We start from the raw sequence: 16193 nt of genomic DNA, 5'->3' as shown, positions 1-16193 counted from the left end.
CGGATGAGGGGCTATCTCAACACGCATTCTGACGGACAAATCATGCGCGTGGCAACGAACACGAAGAGGAACCTGGTTACGGCGGCGTTGATTGCGCCGGCGGCCGTGTGGCTCACCGTCTTCCTGGTTCTCCCATTCATCGCCATGCTCGTCTTCGCCTTTGGCGAGCGGGCGCCTGAAGGCGGATACCAGCCGGCTTTCACCTTTGCGCAGTTCGCCAATCTGCCGACGCGGGCGGCCGCGTTCTGGAATACGCTGATGCTCGCCCCGGCCGGCGCCCTGCTCTGCCTCGTCGTCGCCTATCCGGTCGCCTATTACCTCGCCGTCAAGGCAAACCCGCGCTACCGACTCATCCTCGTCTCGCTTGTCGTCGTTCCGTTCTGGACGAGCCTGCTCGTGCGTACCTATGCCTGGATGTACATCCTCGGCTCGCGCGGCATTCCCAATCTCCTGTCGATGATCGGCATCGAGGACGTCCGCATGCTGAACACGCCCGGCGCCGTGCTGCTCGGCATCGTCTACGGCTATCTGCCGCTGATGATCATGCCGATCTATGTGAGCCTGGAAAAGCTCGACCGCCGCCTGTTGGAGGCTTCCGCCGATCTTGGCGGCAAGCCCGTCTCCACCTTTCTCGGCGTCACTCTGCCGCTGTCGCTGCCGGGCGTCATGACGGGCGTCGCGCTCGTCACCATCCTGCTTCTCGGCGAGTATCTGATCCCGCAGCTGCTCGGCGGCGGCAAGGTCTTCTTCATCGGCAATGCGCTGGTCGATCTCTTCCTGCAGTCGCGGAACTGGCCCTTCGGATCGGCGATCGCCGTGACCCTCGTCGCCGTCGTCGTCGTCGTCCTCATGGTGGCGATGCGGATCGCCTGGAAGGTCGCCGGAACAAGACAGGTGGATCTCGTCTGATGCGCGCCTTCATCTCCTCCGTCTATCTCTTCCTTTATGCGCCGATCGCGCTGGTCGTGCTCTTCTCGTTCAATGCCGGACGCAATGCGAGCGAGTTCACGGGCTTTTCGCTCGCCTGGTACGGCAAGGCGCTCGGCAACACATTTCTCGTCTCGGCGCTGCAGAACAGCCTGATCATCGCGTTCACCAGCGCCACGCTTGCCGCCGTCTTCGGCACCATGGCCGCACTCGGCATGGAGCGGCTTGGCTCTCGCATGCGGGCGCTCTTCGATGCACTCTTCGCCGCGGCGATCGTCGTCCCGGGCGTCGTCATCGGCATCGCGACACTGGTCGCACTCGTCGCGGTCTTCTCCTTCGTCAACCCGACGATCGCAGCCCTCTGGCCCGGCGAGCAGCCGCCGCAACTGGGACTCGGTTACGGCTCCATCATCGCCGCCCATGGGCTCTTCTCGATGGCGCTCGTCACCATGATCGTCAAGGCGCGCATCGCGAGCCTCGGCCGCGACATCGTCGAGGCGTCGGGCGACCTCTATGCGACGCCGCTCACCACCTTCAGGCTGATCGTGCTGCCGCAGATCCTGCCGTCGATCCTCGCGGGCTTTCTCCTCGCTTTCACCTTCTCCTTCGACGACTTCATCATCGCCTTCTTCGTCGCCGGCTCGAAGACGACCCTGCCGATCTATGTCTTCGCCTCGATCCGCCGCGGGGTGACGCCGGAAATCAACGCGATCGCGACCCTGGTCCTGGTCGCCTCGCTGTTACTTATCCTGACCGCCCGCGTGCTCATGCGCGAAAAGAAAAGCAAATCCGGGGAGTGAAACAATGATCCTGAACAACCGGATCGCGATCGTGACCGGAGCGGGCTCCGGAATCGGTCGGGCGGGTGCCGCCATCATGGCCCGCGAAGGCGCACATGTGGTGGTCGTCGACCGCAGCGTGGAAGCCGCAGGCGACACCGTGGCAGCGATCGCCGCCGGGGGCGGCAGCGCTGAAGCGCTCGCGGTCGACGTCACCGACGACGACGCGCTTGCGGACGGCATTGCCGATATTCTCTACCGGCACGGACGGATCGACATCCTGCACAATCACGCCGGCGCGCAGGTCGCCGGCGACCTGGAAGAGGTCGAGGTGGCGGGTTTCGACCGGTCCTGGAACCTCAACGTCCGCGCCCATTTCATGGCCGCCCGCCTCGTCATGCCCTCGATGAAGAAGGCAGGCCGCGGCGTGATCGTCAACACGTCTTCCTCGTCAGGCGTTCTCTACGATCGTGAGATGATCGCCTATACGACGACGAAACACGCAGTCATCGCCATGACCCGGCAGATGGCGGGCGACTATGCGAAATACGGCGTCAGGGTGAACGCTCTTTGCCCCGGCTGGGTCGACACGCCCTTCAACGAGCCCTTCATCGACCAGATGGGCGGGCGCGAGGCCATCGAAGCCTATATCCGCGAGAGGGTTCCGCTCGGCCGCTGGGCGAGCGTCGACGAGATCGCCGAGTCGATCCTCTTCCTTGTTTCCGACCGTTCCTCCTACATGACCGGACAGATCCTCGTGGTGGACGGGGGCGAGACGGTCGTCTGACCGCTGAACCCTTTCTCGAGGGACTTGCGGCAGATCGCTGATTCGACTCGCAAAACTCACCTTCGCTCAGTTGCCGCATGAAGCCCTTGAATCAGTTTTTCAGCTTGAGCCGCCGGCGCGTCTCGCTGGGGCTTTCCCGATAATGCGCGCGATAGCTGCGCGAAAATGAAGACGACGAGTTGAAGCCGGAAATCGCCGCTATGTCGGCGAACTCCATCCGCGTTTCGATGACCTTGCGCCGCGCGGCGTTGAGCCGCAGCGCCAGATAGTGTTCGTGCGGCGCGACGCCCATGGTCTCCTTGAAGAGATCCTGAAGATGCCGGGCGCTGACCCCCACGCGCCGCGCCAGCCGCGCGAGCGTCAGCGGCGCCTCGACCGTTTCTTCCATCAGCTTGACCGCGGCGCCGACGCGGGTGTCGAGAATGCGCATGTTGCCGATTGCGGGTACCTGCAGGAGGTCGCCGCGGGTGCGTTCCTGCTCGTAGATGAAGAGGCGCGACACTTCGAGCGCCAGCGAATAGCCGTGCGCGCGGCGGATCAGTTCCAGCATCAGGTCCAGCGTCGGCAGCGAGCCGCCGGTGGTGATGCGTTTTCGGTCGATGACGAAACGCTCGCGCACCATCGTCACCTGCGGATAGGCGGCGGCGAAATCCTCGAAATCCTCCCAATGGGTGGTGGCCGAGAAATTGTCGAGGAGGCTCGTCTCCGCCAGCAGCCAGGAGCCGGATTCGATGCCGGCCATCATCTCGCGGTGCCGCGCCGTCTGCGACAGGAGCATCTTGAGCTGCGAGGTGGCGCTGCGCTGCCAGTGGTAGCTGGAAAGCACGAAGAGCGGCGCCGTCTCGCGCTGCGGACGGAAGGCGCCGGCCACCGGAACGGGAATGCCGCTCTTCGTTTCGATCGCCCTCCCGTCCGGACTGAACAGGCTCCAGCTGTAAAGCGTCCGCCCGGCGATGCGGTTGGCGGCGCGCAGCGGTTCGATAACCGATGCGACAAGGATGAGATTGGTCTCCGGCAGGATCAGAAGATCGATATGCTGCGCCTGCGCGATGCTGCTGTCCAAGGCAAAACTTCCTCCAGAGAATTCCGATAATGTATAGGATGGTTCTATCCATGAAAAGCAGCGCCGCACTTTCTGGCTCGTAATACGGACAACGAAAGGGAGGACATCAATGCCGCTCAGCATGAACCGCGAGGTGTTCATCACATGCGCCGTCACCGGCGCCGGAGACACCGTCTCGAAATCCAGCCACGTTCCGGTCACGCCGAAACAGATCGCCGAGTCGGCGATCGAGGCCGCCAAGGCGGGTGCCGCCGTCGTCCACTGTCACGTCCGCGATCCCGAGACCGGCGCGCCTGCCCGGCGGCTCGATCTCTACAGGGAAGTGACCGATCGCATCCGCTCCGCCGATATAGACGTGGTGCTCAATCTGACCGCCGGCATGGGCGGAGACCTCGTTTTCGGTAACGTCGAGAGCCCCTTCCCCGTCAACGAGAAGGGCACGGACATGGCCGGCGCCACCGAACGCGTCGCGCATGTCGCCGAATGCCTGCCGGAAATCTGCACGCTCGACTGCGGCACGATGAATTTCTCGCTGGGCGATTACGTCATGACCAATACGCCGTCGATGCTGCGCGAGATGGCACGGCAGATGACCGCACTCGGCGTGCGTCCGGAGATCGAGGCCTTCGACACCGGGCATTTGTGGTTCGCCAAGCAACTCGCCGAAGAAGGCCTGATCGAGGATCCGGTGCTGATCCAGCTCTGCATGGGCATTCCGTGGGGCGCGCCGGACGATCTCAACACCTTCATGGCCATGGTCAACAACGTGCCCTCGAACTGGACCTTCTCCGCCTTCTCGATCGGCCGGAACGCCATGGCCTATCCCGCCGCCGCGGTCCTTGCCGGCGGCAACGTCCGCGTCGGCCTGGAAGACAATCTCTATGTCGGCAAGGGCCAGCTCGCGACCAATGCCCAACTCGTGGAGAAAGCGGTCTCCGTCGTCGAGAGCATGGGCGCGAAGATCATCGGTCCGGAAGAGGTCCGCAGGAAGCTGAAGCTGACGAAGCGGTAAGAGTCAGTTCGGCCCCTCATCCGCCTGCCGGCACCTTCTCCCCGTTGAAACGGGGAGAAGGACGCAAGCCGTAGGCGCCCAGTCCCCTCTCCCCGCCTGCGGGGAGAGGGTTAGGGTGAGGGGCATACTCGACTGGAGGGGTAGACTAGGATTCCAAGGAATCGAGGAGAGGGGAATGACCACAATCACCAAGGCCGCCTGTATCGGCGGCGGCGTCATCGGCGGGGCCTGGGCTGCGCGTTTTTCGCTTGCAGGAATAGACGTCAACATCTTCGACCCGCATCCGGAAGCCGAGCGCATCATCGGCGAGGTCATGGCGAATGCGGAACGCGCTTATGGCATGCTGACCATGGCGCCGCTGCCGCCGCGCGGCAAATTCACCTTCTGCAGGAGCATTCAGGAAGCGGTCGAGGGCGTTGACTGGATTCAGGAAAGCGTGCCCGAACGGCTGCCGTTGAAGCGCGGCGTCATCAACGAGATCGATGCGGCCGCCCGGCCCGACGCCCTCATCGGTTCCTCCACCTCGGGCCTGCTCCCGTCCGCCCTGCAGGCCGAGATGAAGCATCCCGAACGCATGTTCGTGGCGCATCCCTATAACCCGGTCTATCTGCTGCCGCTGGTGGAGCTCGTCGGCGGCAGGAAGACTTCGCCGGAAACGATCAGACGCGCCGAGGAAGCGGTCGCCGAGATCGGCATGAAGGGAGTCGTCATCGCCAAGGAGATAGAGGCCTTCGTCGGCGACCGCTTGCTCGAAGCGCTCTGGCGCGAAGCGCTCTGGCTGATCCAGGACGACATCTGCGATACCGAGACGCTCGACGACGTCATGCGATATTCCTTCGGCATGCGCTGGGCACAGATGGGTCTCTTCGAGACTTATCGCATCGCCGGCGGCGAAGCGGGCATGCGCCACTTCCTCGCCCAGTTCGGCCCCTGCCTCAAATGGCCCTGGACGAAATTCACCGACGTGGTCGATCTCGACGACGCGCTTGTCGAGAAGATCGGGGCACAATCGGACGCGCAGGCCGCCGGTCGCTCCATCCGCGAACTCGAACGCATCCGGGACGAAAACCTCGTCGGTATCATGCATGCCTTGAAGGCCGGCGACGGCGGCAAAGGCTGGGGTGCCGGCAAGCTGCTCGCCGATTTCGAGAAGCGGCTTTGGGAAAAGGGCGGCAGCCCGTCGAAGAGCCTGGACGCGTCCGGGCCGCTGCGTCTGGTCGATACCAAGGTCAACGCCGCCTGGGTCGACTACAACGGCCACATGACCGAGCATCGCTACTTGCAGCTCTTCGGCGACACCTCCGATGCACTGCTCAAGGTGATCGGCGTCGACTTCGCCTATGTCGAGGCCGGCCACAGCTACTACACGGTCGAAACCCACATCCGCCATCTCGGCGAAGCCAAGCTCGGACAGGCGCTCTATACGACCTTGCAGCTCCTTTCGTCGGACGAGAAGCGCATTCACTTCTTCACGCGCATTCACGATGCGGCTTCGGGCGATGTCATCGCCACCGCCGAACAGATGATGCTGCATGTCGACGCCAAGGCCGGCAAGTCCGTGCCGGCTCCGGCGGAGGTGATGGCCAAGCTGAAGCCGATCGCGGAAGGTCATGCGAAGCTGGACGCGCCTGATGGCGCGGGGCGGCATGTAGGGCAGAAGCGGTAAGGATTGCGTGCGGCAGCCCCTCATCCGGCTGCCGCCACCTTCTCCCCGCTTGCGGGGAGAAGGGATATGCCGCAGCCGCTTGCACCCCATCTACCGTGGGGCACGTCCCCTCTCCCCGCGAGCGGGGAGAGGGTTAGGGTGAGGGGCAGACCCGAGGAGAGGGGCAGACACTGCCCGAGAGCTCCGCAGTGGATCGTTGAGGAGCGATCTGCCGCGCGGACCAGAATGGACGAGGGAGAACAATGAATTTCGCACTGACCGAAGAACAGCAGATGATCGTCGACACGGTCCGCACCTTCGTCGAGACCGAAATCTATCCGCATGAGAACGAGGTCGAGCGGACCGGAGTGGTGCCGCGCGAACTCGGGCTGGAAATCGCCCGCAAGTGCAAGGAGCTCGGCTTCTTTGCCTGCAACTTCCCGGAAGAGGTCGGCGGCGCCGGCCTGGACCATCTGACCTTCACGCTGGTCGAACGCGAGCTCGGACGCGGGTCCATGGGCCTCACCGTCTTCTTCGGGCGGCCGTCCGGCATCCTGATGGCCTGCAACGAGGATCAGCGCGAGCGATACCTGCTCCCGGCCGTCCGCGGCGACAAGTTCGACGCGCTCGCCATGACCGAGCCGGACGCCGGCTCCGACGTGCGCGGCATGAAATGTTTCGCGCGGCCGGACGGCGACGACTGGGTCGTCAACGGCACGAAGCATTTCATCAGCCATGCCGATATCGCCGATTTCGTCATCGTCTTCATCGCCACCGGCGAGGAGCAGACGCCGCGCGGACCGAAGAAGAAGATCACCTGTTTCCTGGTCGACCGCGGCACCCCGGGCTTCGAAATCCGCGAGGGTTACAATTCCGTCTCGCATCGCGGCTACAAGAACTGCATCCTGACTTTCGACGACTGCCGGCTGCCTTCCGCCCAGATCCTCGGCGAGGTTCATAAAGGCTTCGATATTGCCAATGACTGGCTCTACGCCACGCGCCTGACCGTGGCCGCCACCTCCGTCGGCCGCGCCCGTCGCGCCTTCGATTACGCGCTCTCCTACGCGGCCGAGCGCAAGCAGTTCGGCAAGCCGATCGGCGCCAATCAGGGCGTCTCCTTCAAGCTTGCCGACATGATCACCGAGATCGACGCGGCCGACCTCCTGACGCTCTCGGCCGCCTGGCGGCTCGACCAGGGCCTGCCGGCCAACCGCGAGATCGCTTCGGCCAAGGTCTTTGCCACCGAAATGCTCGCCCGCGTCACCGACGAGGCGATCCAGATCTATGGCGGCATGGGCCTCATGGACGACCTGCCGCTCGCCCGCTTCTGGCGCGACGCCCGCGTCGAGCGCATCTGGGATGGAACGTCGGAGATTCAGCGACACATCATCAGCCGCGATCTGCTCCGGCCGCTGGGGGCTTGAGTGATGCGGCAGCGCTTTAGTTTCGGCAGTTTGCCCCTCACCCTAGCCCTCTCCCCGCGCGCGGGGAGAGGGGACGCCCTTTGCGCAGTGGCTGCAGTTGAGCAGAATGGCGCGGCATATCCCTTCTCCCCGCCTGCGGGGAGAAGGTGGCGGCAGCCGGATGAGGGGCATGGCAGCGTTCGGAAGGTGACGCAATGACCACCCCTCCCCGCTCCCTCGACCGTCTCATCCGCCCACGCTCCATCGCCGTCTTCGGCGGCAAGGAGGCGCGCCGCGTCATCGAACAATGCGACAAGATGGGCTTTGCCGGTGACATCTGGCCGGTCCATCCGCGCGAAGAAGAGATCCTCGGCCGCCCCTGCTATCGCTCGGTGGCCGACCTGCCGGAGGCGCCCGATGCCTCCTTCGTCGGGGTCAACCGCGCGCTCACGATCGAGATCGTCCGCGATCTCGCCACGCGCGGCGCCGGGGGTGCCGTCTGCTACGCATCCGGTTTCCGCGAGGCGGCAAACGAGCTTGCCGATGGCAACGACCTGCAGGAGGCGCTCGTCGCGGCGGCCGGCGACATGCCGATCGTCGGCCCCAACTGCTACGGCTTCATCAACATGCTGGACGGCGCGCTGCTCTGGCCCGACCAGCACGGCATGCCCCGGGTCGAACGCGGCGTCGCGATCCTCACGCAGTCCTCGAATATCGCATGCAATATCTCGATGCAGAAGCGCGGGCTGCCGCTGGCCTATGTCATGACGGCAGGCAACCAGGCGCAGACGGGCCTTTCCGACATCGCCTGCGCCGTGCTCGAGGATCCGCGCGTCACCGCCGTCGGTCTCCATATCGAAGGCTTCGACAGCATCGAGGCGCTGGAAAGGCTTGCCGCCCGCGCCCGCGAGCTGCGCAAACCCGTGGTCACGCTGAAGGTCGGGAAATCGGAAGCCGCCCAGCTTGCCACCGTCTCCCACACCGCCTCGCTGGCCGGGAACGACCGGGTCTCCTCGGCCCTGCTCGCCCGCCTCGGCATCGGCCGCGTCGACACGCTGCCCGAGCTGCTCGAAACCCTGAAGCTGCTGCATCTTCATGGGCCGCTGCCCAGCGCCAATATCTCCTCGATGAGCTGTTCGGGCGGCGAGGCATCGCTGATGGCGGATGCCGGCGTCCGGCGCAAAGTCAATTTCCGGGCACTCAGGGAGGAACAACGCCAGCCGCTGCGCGAAAGCCTCGGCGAAATGGTGACGATCGCCAATCCGCTCGACTACCACACGTTCGTCTGGGGAAATCGCGAGAAGCAGACGGCCGCCTTCACGGCCATGATGCACGGCGGCTACGCGCTCAACCTGATCGTGCTCGATTTCCCGCGGCTCGATCGCTGCGACGCGGCCGACTGGGTCACGACCTGTGAGGCGGTCATCGATTCGACGAAGGCTACCGGCGCGGTCGCCGGCATCGTCGCCAGCCTCGGCGAGAACATGCCCGAGGAAACCGCGATCTCTCTGGTGTCGGCGGGCGTCGTGCCCTTCTTCGGTATCGACGAGGCGCTCGCCGCCGTCGAGACCGCCGCTGCGATCGGCGCGGTGTGGGCGAAGCCCGCAGCACCTCCCCTCCTTCGCTCGCGTCCTGAGGGAGGCGAGATCGTCACCCTGAGCGAAGCCGAGGCGAAGGATGAGCTCGCAGCCGCGGGCGTCATCGTTCCCGGCGGCAGGAGCGCCGCGACAGTCGAGGAAGCCGCGGCGGCGGCCGAGTCCCTCGGCTTCCCCGTGGTCCTCAAGGGCCTCGGCGTGGCGCACAAGACCGAAGCCGGTGCGGTCAGGCTCAATCTGACAAACCGTGACGAGGTCATCGAGGCGGCGCGCGGCATGGCATCGGTCGCCTCCGGCTACCTCGTCGAGAAGATGATCGCCAAGCCGGTGGCGGAACTGATCGTCGGGGCGACGCGCGACGCGGTCGCAGGTCCGGTGCTGACGATCGGCGCGGGCGGCATTCTCGTCGAATTGCTGGAGGATTCCGCGATCCTCACGCTGCCGGTCACCGAAGGGAGTATCCGCGATGCGATTGCGGGGCTCAAAATCAGCAGGCTGCTCGATGGCTATCGCGGCAATCCGAAGGGCGATATCGACACCTTGATACGTACTGTCGCTGCCGCGGCATCCTATGTCGTTGCAAACGCTTCCAAACTCGAAGAACTCGATATCAATCCTATAATGGTGCTGCCGGACGGCCACGGAGCCGTTGCCGCCGACGCCCTGATCCGCCGGAGGAAATGACGCCCATGACCGGACCGATCCTTACGCGCCGCGAAGGCGCCATTCTCGAAGTCACGATCGACCGGCCGAAGGCCAATGCCATCGACCTGAAGACCAGCCGCGTCATGGGCGAGATCTTCCGCGATTTCCGGGACGACCCGGAGCTTCGGGTCGCGATCATCACCGGCGCCGGCGAGAAATTCTTCTGCCCCGGCTGGGACCTGAAGGCGGCGGCGGAAGGCGACCCTGTCGATGGAGATTACGGCGTCGGCGGTTTCGGCGGCATGCAGGAGCTGCGCGACCTCAACAAGCCCATCATCGCGGCCGTCAACGGCATCTGTTGCGGTGGCGGCCTGGAGATCGCGCTTTCGACCGACATCATCCTCGCAGCCGAACATGCGAGTTTCGCACTCCCGGAAATCCGCTCGGGTACGCTCGCCGATGCCGCTTCGATCAAGCTGCCGAAGCGCATCCCCTACCATATCGCCATGGACATGCTGCTCACCGGCCGCTGGCTCGACGTGGTCGAAGCGAACCGCTGGGGCTTCGTCAACGAGATCCTGCCGGCCGGACGGCTGATGGACCGCGCGTGGGAACTGGCGCGCCTGCTCGAAAGCGGCCCGCCGCTCGTCTATGCCGCAATCAAGGAAGTGGTCCGTGATGCCGAGGGCCGGGACTTCCAGACGACCATGAACAAGGTCACCCGTCGCCAGTTCAGGACAGTCGATGTCCTCTATTCGAGCGAGGACCAGCTCGAGGGCGCCCGCGCCTTTGCGGAGAAGCGCGACCCGGTCTGGAAGGGACGCTGAGATACGCGGCCGCTTCGGCCGCGGACAGAGTGGAAGCCGGAGGATGCCGGCGTTTCAGCGTGACGCGCCGCGAGCACCGGCGCTTGCGGCTGAGCAGTCATTCCATAAGACATGCTTATGGAAAAGATTTATAATTTAGGACGTTACAAGCCCCGTCCAAGCGGTTAGCCTTATGGATGAACAGCGCGGATAACGCGCAAAGAGACCAAATGAGGAGGTCAGGATAGAGACGATCACGGTGGACTGCAAACCACCTCCGGCCATCTCGACCGATGGCAATACGCGAACACTCTACCAATCACAACGAACGGCGAATGCCGGCTGAAGAAGGGAACAGGGGAATGAGCGATTACAAAGACTATTTGGCACGTCAGGTCATGCTCGGCAAAATGAACCGGCGTGAATTTCTCGGACGCGCTGCCGCCCTCGGCATTGCCGCGTCGACGGCGAATACGCTCTTTGCGTCCAGCGCCGCGGCGCAGGAGCCGAAGCGCGGCGGTCACCTGAAGCTCGGCCTCGAAGGGGCCGCTGCCACCGACTCGCGGGATCCGGCGAAGGCGCTGTCGCAATTCATGTTCGTGGTCGGCCGCAACTGGGGCGACATGCTCGTCGAGAGCCACCCGACGACCGGCGAACCGGTGCCGGCGCTTGCAGAATCCTGGGAACCCTCCGCCGACGCCGCCACCTGGACCTTCACGATCCGCAAGGGCGTCAAATTCCACGACGGCAAGGAACTGACGATCGACGACGTCATCAAGACCCTGCAGCGACACACGGACGAAAAGTCCGAGTCCGGCGCGCTCGGCGTGATGAAATCAATCAAGGAAATCAAGGCCGACGGCGACAAGCTCGTCCTGACGCTGACGGAGGGCAATGCGGACCTGCCGCTGCTGCTCACCGACTATCACCTCATCATCCAGCCGAACGGCGGCACGGACAATCCCGACGCGATGATCGGGACCGGCCCCTACAAGGTCGCAAGCTTCGAGCCGGGCGTACGCGCCACATTCGAAAGGAACGCCGACGACTGGCGCACCGACCGCGGCTACGTCGATTCAGTCGAACTGATCGCGATGAACGATGCGACGGCGCGCATCGCGGCGCTGTCCTCCGGCCAGGTCCACTTCATCAACCGCGTCGACCCGAAGACGGTCAACCTGTTGAAGAAGGCGCCGACCGTCGAAATCCTCAACACGTCGGGCCGAGGACATTACGTCTTCATCATGCATTGCAACACGGCGCCGTTCGACAACAACGACCTGCGCATGGCGCTGAAATATGCGATGGACCGCGAGACTCTGGTCCAGCGCATCCTCGGCGGCTACGGCAAGGTCGGCAACGACTTCCCGATCAACGACACCTATGCGCTCTTCCCCGAAGGTATCGAGCAACGCGCCTACGATCCGGACAAGGCGGCATTCCACTACAAGAAATCCGGCCATAGCGGTCCGGTGCTGCTGCGCACCTCGGACGTCGCTTTCCCCGGCGCGGTCGATGCCGCTGTCCTCTACCAGGCGAGCGCCAAGAAGGCGGGCATCGAGATCGAGGTCAAGCGCGAGCCGGGCGACGGCTATTGGTCCAACGTCTGGAACGTCCAACCCTTTTCGACATCCTATTGGGGCGGGCGTCCGACCCAGGACCAGATGTACTCCACCGCCTATCTCTCGACAGCCGACTGGAACGACACCCGCTTCAAGCGTCCGGATTTCGACAAGATCCTGCTCGAAGCACGTTCCGAGCTCGACGAGGCCAAGCGCAAGGACATGTACCGCACCATGGCGATGATGGTGCGCGACGAAGGCGGCCTGATCCTGCCGATGTTCAACGACTTCGTGAACGCGGCCGGTAAAACGGTGAAGGGCTACGTCCACGACATCGGCAACGACATGTCGAACGGCTATGTCGCGACCAGGGTATGGCTGGACGCCTGATGATGGAAAGCGGACCGATCACGGGTCCGGTCGTGACGGATGCGACCGCAGGCGAGACAGCCCTGCGGTCCCCCGATCTTTCCGGTGTCCCAGCCAAACCCAACCCGACCGCCGACGAGCTCGGCGGCACGTTCTGGCGGCGCTTCGCCTTTCGCCGTCCTCTCGCGGCGCTGATCCTTCAGCGCCTGGGACTGAGCGTCGGCCTGCTCTTCGCCGTGTCGCTGATGATCTTCGGCGGCATCGAGGCGTTGCCCGGCGATTTCGCCACCACCTATCTCGGTCAGTCGGCGACGCCGCAGGCCGTCGAGAACATCCGCAAGGATCTCGGGCTCGACCGCCCCTGGAGCGAGCGCTATCTCAGCTGGCTCGGCGGCGCCGTGCAGGGTGATTTCGGCACGTCCTGGGCGAGCAGGAATTCCGTCAGTGAGCAGATCGGCAACCGCCTCGGCAACTCGCTCTTCCTCGCCTTCTTCGCGGCGCTCATCTCCGTGCCGCTCGCCGTGGGGCTCGGGATGCTCGCGGTGCAATTCCGAAACCGCCTGCCTGACAAGATCATCAACGTGATATCGCTTGCGGCGATCTCGCTGCCGGAGTTCTTCATCGGCTATCTGCTGATCATGTTCTTCGCCGTCAAATGGGGCGTCGCCACTTTCCCGGCGACCGTTTACGACAGCATGGGCTTCACCGAGCGGCTTTCGGCGATCGCACTTCCGGTCGCGACGCTCGTGCTCGTGGTCCTCGCCCATATGATGCGCATGACGCGCGCGGCCATCCTCAACGTCATGTCGTCCGCCTATGTGGAAACCGCCGAACTCAAGGGGCTCGGCACGTTCCGCATCATCGCGCGCCACGCCGCCCCCAATGCCGTGGCGCCGGTCATCAACGTCATAGCGTTGAACCTCGCCTATCTGGTCGTCGGCGTCGTCGTCGTCGAAGTCGTCTTCGTCTATCCCGGCATGGGGCAATACATGGTGGATGCCGTGACGGTGCGCGACATGCCCGTCGTGCAGGCATGCGGGCTGATCTTTGCGGCCTTCTACATCTTCCTCAACATGGCGGCCGACATTCTCGCCATTCTCGCCAATCCGAGATTGAGGCACCCGCGATGAACCTGAGATCTATTCCCTTCAGCGCCTGGATCGGCATCATCGGCATTGCCGTCGCACTTCTGTGCGCCCTCTTTGCACCCGTCCTCGCGCCTTTCGGCGAGCGTGAGGTGGTCGGCGAGATCTGGCTGCCGGCAGGCGGCGATTTCCTGCTCGGCACGGACAATCTCGGCCGCGACCTGCTCTCGCGCCTGATCTACGGCGCCCGTACGACCATCTTCGTGGCGTTGGCGGCAACCGTCTTGTCGTTCGCTCTCGGCATGATCCTGAGCTTCACCGCGGCAGTAACGGGCGGCTTCGTCGATCAGTTCTTCTCCCGCTTCAACGATCTGATGATGGCGGTGCCGACGCTGATCTTCGCACTCGTCGTTCTCGCGGTGCTGCCGCAGCATCTCTGGATCCTGGTCCTCGTCATGGCCGTGCTCGACTCGACGCGCGTCTTCCGCATCGGCCGCGCCGTCGCCCTCGATGTCGCGGTGATGGAGTTCGTCGAAGCGGCGCGGTTGCGCGGCGAAGGCAATGTCTGGATCATCTTCCGGGAAATCCTGCCGAACACGCTGTCGCCGCTGCTCGCCGAGTTCGGTCTGCGCTTCGCCTTCTCGATCCTGTTCCTCTCCACCCTCTCCTTCCTCGGCCTCGGCATTCAGCCGCCGGCCGCCGACTGGGGTGGCATGGTCAAGGACAACAAGGACGGCATCATCTTCGGCATATCGGCCGCGCTCATCCCGGGCGCCGCGATCGCCGCACTGGCCATCTGCGTCAATCTCGTCGTCGACTGGCTGATGAAGCGCACCTCGAGCCTGAAAGGAGGCCGCGGCGATGCCTGAGCTGCTTTCCGTCAAGAACCTGAAGATCGAAGCGACGAGCTATCCGCCGGGCGAACCGCCGAAAGTGGTGACGCTGGTCGAGGACGTTTCCTTCGATCTCCAAAAGGGCAAGGTGCTGGGTCTGATCGGCGAGTCCGGCGCCGGCAAGTCGACGATCGGCCTCTCGGCGCTCGCCTATGGCCGCGGCGGTTGCCGCATCACCGGCGGCGAGGTGCTGCTCAACGGCCGCGACATCCTGAAGCTCGGCCGGGGCGGCATCAATTCGGTTCGTGGACGTCATGTCTGCTACGTGGCGCAATCCGCCGCCGCAGCCTTCAATCCCGCCCACAAGCTCGGCGACCAGGTGATCGAGGCGTCTCTGCGCCACGGCATAATGAACCGTGACGAGGCGACCAAGCGTGCGCTCTATCTCTTCCGGGTGCTCGGCCTTCCCAATCCGGAAACCTTCGGAGACCGCTACCCCCATCAGGTATCGGGCGGGCAGTTGCAGCGCGCCATGACCGCCATGGCGCTCTGCCCCAACCCGGAACTGATCGTCTTCGACGAGCCGACCACGGCGCTCGACGTGACGACCCAAATCGACGTGCTCGCCGCGATCAAGCACGCGATCGAGGAGACCGATACCGCGGCCCTCTACATTACCCACGATCTTGCAGTCGTCGCCCAGATCTCCGACGACATCATGGTTCTGCGCCACGGCAAGACCGTCGAGTACGGCACCACCAAGCAGGTGATCGAGGCTCCGAGGGAAGAATACACCCGCGCCCTCGTCAGCGTCCGCCAGGCGAAACGCGACGAAGCTCCGGACCAGACCGACACGCTTCTCAAGATCGAACATGTGCATGCCGGTTACGCCAACGGCTTCAAGGTATTGCACGACGTCTCGATGCACCTGCCGAAGGGCCAGACACTGGCAATCGTCGGCGAATCGGGCTCAGGCAAATCGACGCTCGCGCGCGTCATCACGGGCCTGCTTCCGCCGAGCGAAGGGCGCATCACCTTCGAAGGAAAGGAACTGCCTAAGGCCCTGAAAGGCAGGACGAACGACGAGTTGCGCCGGATCCAGATGATCTATCAGATGGCCGACACGGCGATGAATCCGCGCCAGACGGTGCGCGAGATCGTCGGCCGGCCGCTCTCCTTCTACTTCGGCATGCACGGCGCCAAAAAGACCGAACGGGTGAAGGAACTGCTGGACCAGATCGAAATGGGGACGCGCTTCCTCGATCGTTACCCAGCCGAGCTCTCCGGCGGACAGAAGCAGCGCGTCGCTATCGCCCGGGCGCTCGCCGCCAAACCGGAGCTCATCCTGTGCGACGAGCCGACCTCGGCGCTCGATCCGCTGGTGGCGGAAGGCATCCTCAACCTGCTCCTGAAGCTGCAGGAGGAAACCGCGGTTTCCTATGTCTTCATCACCCATGACATCGCCATCGTCCGGGCAATCGCCGACAGCGTCGCCGTCATGCATCGCGGCCGGCTGGTGCGTTTCGGCCCGAAATCGAAGGTCCTTTCGCCGCCCTTCGACGATTATACCGATCTTCTCCTGAAGTCGGTTCCCGAAATGGAAATCGGCTGGCTGGAAAAGGTGCTGAAGACGCGGCGGATGGAGAGCGCCGGCAATTGAATGCGCGTGGCGGCCGCCACGC

13 protein-coding genes are annotated in these 16193 nt (G+C 64.2%); 12 read left to right on the top strand and 1 reads right to left on the bottom strand.

Going from position 1 to position 16193, the window contains the following annotated elements:
• Positions 1–42: 42 nt before the first annotated feature.
• The 3 genes from M1D43_RS01815 to M1D43_RS01805 are packed head-to-tail and all read left to right on the top strand — an operon-like array spanning position 43 to position 2493.
• On the top strand, positions 43–909 hold the full coding sequence (locus M1D43_RS01815; RefSeq protein WP_010969800.1) for an ABC transporter permease: 867 nt from the start codon (positions 43–45) through the stop codon (positions 907–909).
• Positions 909–1727, top strand: a complete 819-nt coding sequence (locus M1D43_RS01810) for an ABC transporter permease (protein ID WP_010969801.1) — start codon at positions 909–911, stop codon at positions 1725–1727. The genes M1D43_RS01815 and M1D43_RS01810 overlap by 1 nt, the downstream gene beginning before the upstream one ends.
• A gap of 4 nt (positions 1728–1731) precedes the next feature.
• Positions 1732–2493, top strand: coding sequence for an SDR family NAD(P)-dependent oxidoreductase (locus M1D43_RS01805; protein ID WP_003536404.1), 762 nt, complete (start codon positions 1732–1734; stop codon positions 2491–2493).
• A gap of 91 nt (positions 2494–2584) precedes the next feature.
• Here M1D43_RS01805 and M1D43_RS01800 read toward each other — a convergent pair whose 3' ends face one another.
• The gene (locus M1D43_RS01800) at positions 2585–3556 is read right to left on the bottom strand and encodes a GlxA family transcriptional regulator (protein WP_014526942.1); all 972 of its coding nucleotides are present in this window, start codon (positions 3554–3556) and stop codon (positions 2585–2587) included.
• A gap of 109 nt (positions 3557–3665) precedes the next feature.
• Here M1D43_RS01800 and bcoG point away from each other — a divergent pair, with 109 nt between their 5' ends.
• The 9 genes from bcoG to M1D43_RS01755 all read left to right on the top strand — a co-directional run bounded on the left by bcoG (position 3666) and on the right by M1D43_RS01755 (position 16171).
• The gene (bcoG, locus tag M1D43_RS01795) at positions 3666–4568 is read left to right on the top strand and encodes a 3-dehydrocarnitine:acetyl-CoA trimethylamine transferase BcoG (protein WP_003536409.1); all 903 of its coding nucleotides are present in this window, start codon (positions 3666–3668) and stop codon (positions 4566–4568) included.
• Between the two features lie 175 nt (positions 4569–4743).
• Complete coding sequence (locus tag M1D43_RS01790) at positions 4744–6234, top strand: carnitine 3-dehydrogenase (protein WP_153313248.1); 1491 nt, start codon at positions 4744–4746, stop codon at positions 6232–6234.
• 242 nt (positions 6235–6476) lie between these two features.
• On the top strand, positions 6477–7637 hold the full coding sequence (locus M1D43_RS01785; protein ID WP_153313247.1) for an acyl-CoA dehydrogenase family protein: 1161 nt from the start codon (positions 6477–6479) through the stop codon (positions 7635–7637).
• A gap of 194 nt (positions 7638–7831) precedes the next feature.
• Positions 7832–9895 carry an acetate--CoA ligase family protein gene (locus M1D43_RS01780; RefSeq protein WP_153313246.1) on the top strand — a complete coding sequence of 688 codons (2064 nt, stop codon included), beginning with the start codon at positions 7832–7834 and terminating at the stop codon, positions 9893–9895.
• Positions 9896–9900: 5 nt separating this feature from the next.
• Positions 9901–10683, top strand: a complete 783-nt coding sequence (locus M1D43_RS01775) for a carnitinyl-CoA dehydratase (protein ID WP_003536656.1) — start codon at positions 9901–9903, stop codon at positions 10681–10683.
• A gap of 341 nt (positions 10684–11024) precedes the next feature.
• Positions 11025–12614 (top strand): ABC transporter substrate-binding protein, encoded by a 1590-nt coding sequence (locus tag M1D43_RS01770; protein ID WP_003536654.1) that lies wholly within the window; start codon positions 11025–11027, stop codon positions 12612–12614.
• Positions 12599–13723: an ABC transporter permease gene (locus tag M1D43_RS01765; protein WP_164819221.1), complete on the top strand. Its 1125-nt coding sequence runs from the start codon at positions 12599–12601 to the stop codon at positions 13721–13723. Before M1D43_RS01770 ends, M1D43_RS01765 begins: the two co-directional genes overlap by 16 nt.
• Entirely contained in the window at positions 13720–14547 is an 828-nt protein-coding gene (locus M1D43_RS01760; RefSeq protein WP_003536650.1) for an ABC transporter permease, read from the top strand. Before M1D43_RS01765 ends, M1D43_RS01760 begins: the two co-directional genes overlap by 4 nt.
• A complete protein-coding gene (locus M1D43_RS01755; protein ID WP_003536648.1) occupies positions 14540–16171 on the top strand; it encodes an ABC transporter ATP-binding protein in 1632 nt (543 codons plus the stop codon). Before M1D43_RS01760 ends, M1D43_RS01755 begins: the two co-directional genes overlap by 8 nt.
• The last annotated feature ends 22 nt before the right edge of the window (positions 16172–16193 follow it).

Source organism: Ensifer sp. R1-3 (assembly GCF_056739175.1).
This window is presented reverse-complemented; position numbering and strand designations above follow the sequence as displayed.